This window comes from Faecalicoccus sp., assembly GCF_036552745.1.
Taxonomy (GTDB): domain Bacteria; phylum Bacillota_I; class Bacilli_A; order Erysipelotrichales; family Erysipelotrichaceae; genus Faecalicoccus.
This window is the reverse complement of record NZ_JAXKBY010000139.1, coordinates 1-4,550: the sequence shown is the minus strand read 5'-3', so window position 1 is coordinate 4,550 and position 4,550 is coordinate 1. Positions and strand designations below refer to the sequence as shown.

The 4,550-nt window shown below is 36.7% G+C and carries 3 protein-coding genes and 1 pseudogene; all 4 read left to right on the top strand.

All coding sequences use genetic code 11. The features are described from left to right. Nucleotides 1-118: 118 nt before the first annotated feature. Nucleotides 119-1,177 (top strand): annotated as a pseudogene (locus U0M88_RS06595) (replication initiation factor domain-containing protein). Between the two features lie 214 nt (nucleotides 1,178-1,391). Continuing rightward, on the top strand, nucleotides 1,392-2,138 hold the full coding sequence (locus U0M88_RS06590; RefSeq protein WP_331869299.1) for an IS1595 family transposase: 747 nt from the start codon (nucleotides 1,392-1,394) through the stop codon (nucleotides 2,136-2,138). A gap of 214 nt (nucleotides 2,139-2,352) precedes the next feature. Then, nucleotides 2,353-3,906 (top strand): hypothetical protein, encoded by a 1,554-nt coding sequence (locus U0M88_RS06585; protein WP_331869298.1) that lies wholly within the window; start codon nucleotides 2,353-2,355, stop codon nucleotides 3,904-3,906. Beyond that, nucleotides 3,872-4,550 (top strand): hypothetical protein (locus U0M88_RS06580; RefSeq protein ID WP_331869297.1); only part of this gene is annotated, 679 nt, incomplete at its 3' end. The genes U0M88_RS06585 and U0M88_RS06580, both read left to right, overlap by 35 nt.

The window sequence follows — 4,550 nt, the reverse complement described above, 5'->3', positions numbered from 1 at the left end:
TTATAAGTATATATATAGATAATTATACTTCACACTCTGTCTATTCTATCCGACAGGTTAAAAATCGCATATCTGAACAATAAAATACAAAATACAAGGTATATGCTTATTCTAGTGTATGCCTTTTTTGATTGGAGAAATTTATATGAATGATAAAGAATTTATTGAGAAATTAAAACAAAAACGAACTGCCTGTGATTATTCACAAGCAAGACTGGCAAGAGAACTTTATATAAATAGACAAAATCTAAATGAAATTGAAAGCGGTAAAGTAAAAGCCAGTCGAGAAATGCAACGTCTGCTGTTACATTATCTTGATTACTGTCAATGTGAACAACCATTTACATTAATGATTGATTATCTACGTATTCGCTTTCCTACTACAGACGCATTGGAAATTATAAAACATGTTCTTGCAATGAAAAAGGAATACTTCATCTATGAAGGTTATGGATTATATGGCTATGAAGAACAGTATTTCTTTGGAGAAATCATTGTTATAGCGTCTAAAGAGCCTTCTATGGGCGTTTTATTGGAGCTTAGGGGTATGGGGTGTCGACATTTAGAAAACGTCTTACAGGCAAGAAAAATCGGCTGGTATGACTTTTTTAATCTTTGTACTGCTTATAATGGTATTATTAAACGTTTTGATTTGGCTGTAAATGATATGGGTGGCTTATTAGATGTAGCTGTCTTAAGAGAAAGATATTACGAACATATAGTGTGGAAACGTTCAAAAAATTTTGAAGCTGTAGACAGTGGGAGTTTAAGAGGAAATGACAAAGATACAGCTAGAATGTTTTATATTGGTTCACAGAATAGTAACCTTTATTTCTGTCTATACGAGAAAGAAAAAGAACAAAAGAAGAAAGGAATACAAACCGATATTAAAAACCGTTTTGAAATACGGCTAAAAAATTAAAAAGCAAAAGAAATGGTTGAAAGATTTCTTTTAACAGGAAGTCTTAGAGAAGTTGTTACAACTCTTATCAATACACAGATTTATTTCACAGACTATATTTTATGGGATATATTCTTAGAAAATATACAAACCGCTCTCCCACTAATTACAGTTCCTGTTGCTGTTAATATGGATAAAACACTTCGTTGGATAAAAAGACAGGTCATACCCTCTCTATTGATGATGAGCTTGCTCGGACATGATTTGATCCGATAAACAGGCTCTTTTTTTGTGCATCTTTTTGCACTTCACCTCTACTTTTTCTCACTTTTTGCTTGACTTTTTCAAGCCGGCGTGTGGCGCTTTCGCGCCAATGGTAAGTAGGTATTCTTTTTCGTGAGTACCCATCTGATAACCCTAAATTTTAAATAGACACGAATAATGTCATATCTGTTGCTAAATTAGAGTTGAACAAAGGATGGTGTACATTATGAATTACAAAAGAAACAATAAAAGATTTTCTGTCTCCGGACGTGGTGATTATATGTCCACTTCTGATTTTATCATCAGATATTATACAAACCCTGAGGCTTGCAGAAAGTTCTTCTTTGATATGAAATGGCCTACCGGATACTATTGTGAAAAATGCGGCTGTACACATTACTATTTTATGAAGTCCAAACAATGTTACCGCTGTGCACACTGCAAACATGATGAAAGACTCCTGTCCAATACGATCTTTCAGGAAAATAAGCTGCCTTTAAATGTTCTTCTGTATGGTTTGTTCCTGATCTTCACCGCAAAAAAGGGAATCTCCAGTTTACAGCTTTCCGAAGAATTGAAAGTGAACTATAAAACGGCCTGTCTGTTACAAACAAAAGCTCGAATCCTTATGAGAAACTCGAATTCCAAAAGATCATTGGATTCGAGTTTTTATGAATCGGATGTTGCCTATACCGGGGCTCCCTCCCACAATGGGAAACGTGGACGGGGGACCGATAAACAGCCATTTTTAGTTGTGCTCTCTACGGAACAGGAGAACCAGTACCCTCTTTTTGTGAAACTGAAGGAAATGACAGTTGATTCCGGAGAGAATATTGAAAAATATTTTGATCAGTATGTTGTCATGCCCCAGGACAGGAAACTGAATACGGATGGTAAATCAACATACAATATCTTAAAAACAAAAATGCAGGTCGAGAATGAAAAGATCGACTATGAGCAAGAGGAACATTGACTGTATTTTCTGAACAAGATCGTCTCGAACTTCAATCACCAGTTACTGCATGTATTCCATGGAATAGGCAAAAGAATGCTTCCCTTATATTATGCAGAATATGAATGGCGATTTAACCATAGAAAGAGTAGAAACATTCTGGAGAAGATAAGGACTTATATTAGTCAATCCAGCATAGCGACTCGAAGGATGATTCGAACCTCTATGGATCTGTATGCCGATACAAGAGGTTTACAAACTATTTAGGGATATCAGATGGGTACTCACGTTAGCAAAAACTGATACACCGGTAAATAAAGATGGTATATATTACCAAAATATTCCTATGCTGGAAAACCAGAATACTTTACCGAATTCATGGCACAGTGAACCTTGGTTTATGGTGGCACCGGTTATCGATGGCACCAAAGAGGGATTAAATGGGCGTTTTGCGGAAAAAGTAAAGACCATGGATATCACAGTGCATTTACCGGCAGGCTTTCATTTGTCCAAACGAGAATATGCAGATACTAAAAATTGGAAGGAACTCGATCCTTCCACGATTACCCGTCATATTGAAAATCAATATCCGGATCAAGATTTAAAAGAAGGTTATCCAAATCGTGAAGGCAATTATGGCTTTAAGTTTTTACTAGGTATTGACATAGATAATCTGGAAGATGAAGAAGTCCCTTTGGATACAATCTTGCCCATGACATTTGATACAGTCATTACGTATCAAGACCAAGAAAAGCCGGTTCACTTAAGTACGACTCTCAATTTTAGATTGAATAAAATCACTTTTAAACCAGGTGGTAATTATCAAATATGGGAAGATAATATCCATTCTAAAAATCAATTATTCACGTATAATTTAAGTGATGTCGGTACAATCAGTAATCGTAACACTTTTAATGAAGGTGCCTACGTGCTTGATCAAAATCAACTCGTGGATCGTGCCGGAGTTGATCATGGTCAAGAGGGTATGATGAATCAATTTCGTATATTGGAGACCAATAATGGAGGTAGTCCTGACGATATAACCGGAGGCATGGTTGCTGCTGTTAAAGAGTTGACGCATCAGCTCTTTTATGGAAATCATGAGAATGGTGATAAACAACAAAATAATGTACCTCTTTACTATAATTATTTTGGTTTGGATTCAATTGGATTGAAAAACGAATCAAGGTATACAAAAGAACAAAATGAAGAACGTACAAAAAAGGCAAAAGAAGCCTTAAGTCAAAATACACTCATTGGTGTGGATTTTAATGGTAATGAACATGTGATTGCTAAAGATGTACCTTTTGGTACTTTACAGGCGATTCATGATACAAAACAAATGTATCAAAAAGTCATTATGCGTTTTGATAAACCGTTTAAATTAGAGAATATGTATGTTCATGGTTGGGCCTCCGGGCTTCCAACACAGGAAGAAATCAATCGTATTTCCCATGGAGGGCAATCTTATCTTTATTATCCAAGAATCAGTTCTACATGGCAACTGATAAAGGCAGATCAGGATCCAGTGGAACAAGATTATAAGGAAAATCATGCAGGATTCCATTATAATCCGTACACCTCATTGTCTAAAATTGATCCTCTGATGGATATGACGGCTCCTTTGGATAGTTCTTTAACGTACAAAGAAGGAGAAAGTGACAGCTTCGAATATAATCCTTATATTACGTTTTCATCTACGGAAGTTGGTCAATGGGGGGCGTTATGGAGATCAACCTTTAGAAAATGTAAAAGTGATTACTTTATTGCCGGATGGAATTACGTATGAAAAGCAAATATCTGTATGGCCTTATGCAAATGTAGGTGGCAAGGTTGAGGCCCCGGAGATTATAGATAACTATCATGGATCCGGAAGAACTGCTGTGATTTATACGTATCCTAAAATTATTCCAAACGACCCACGTATTAATACCTCATCTCTTAAAATGAACTTAAAAGTCTCACCGAATATACCTATGGGGGCCAGTACGATTGAGACTTATGCGGTATATCCAGACAATGATAAGATTCGTCCAAATATCTATAAAGAAGCCAATTCTCGTAATGTACAGGCGTATACCGATGCTTTGGATCTAGATGAAGATGGCGATCGTAATGAGACCTTTGCCATGGTTTCCAGTAAGTTTATCTTTAGACCGCCACTGGAACTGATCGCATCGGATTATGTGGGGCTGGATGAGCAGGCGACTTCATTTACAACGACAGCCGATCTGGGACAAGATGCCTACTATCGAATCAATATGATCAATAATGCGGTAGTTCCTGTATCTTCTGCTTATTTACTGGATGTACTGCCAAGTACAGGGGATCATTCCATTACGACGGATACGGAAGGAAATTATACCGATCGTGGCTCACAGTTTGATGTTCGTTTAACCGATTCCATTGAATCAATGGCACAGAATGCAGAAG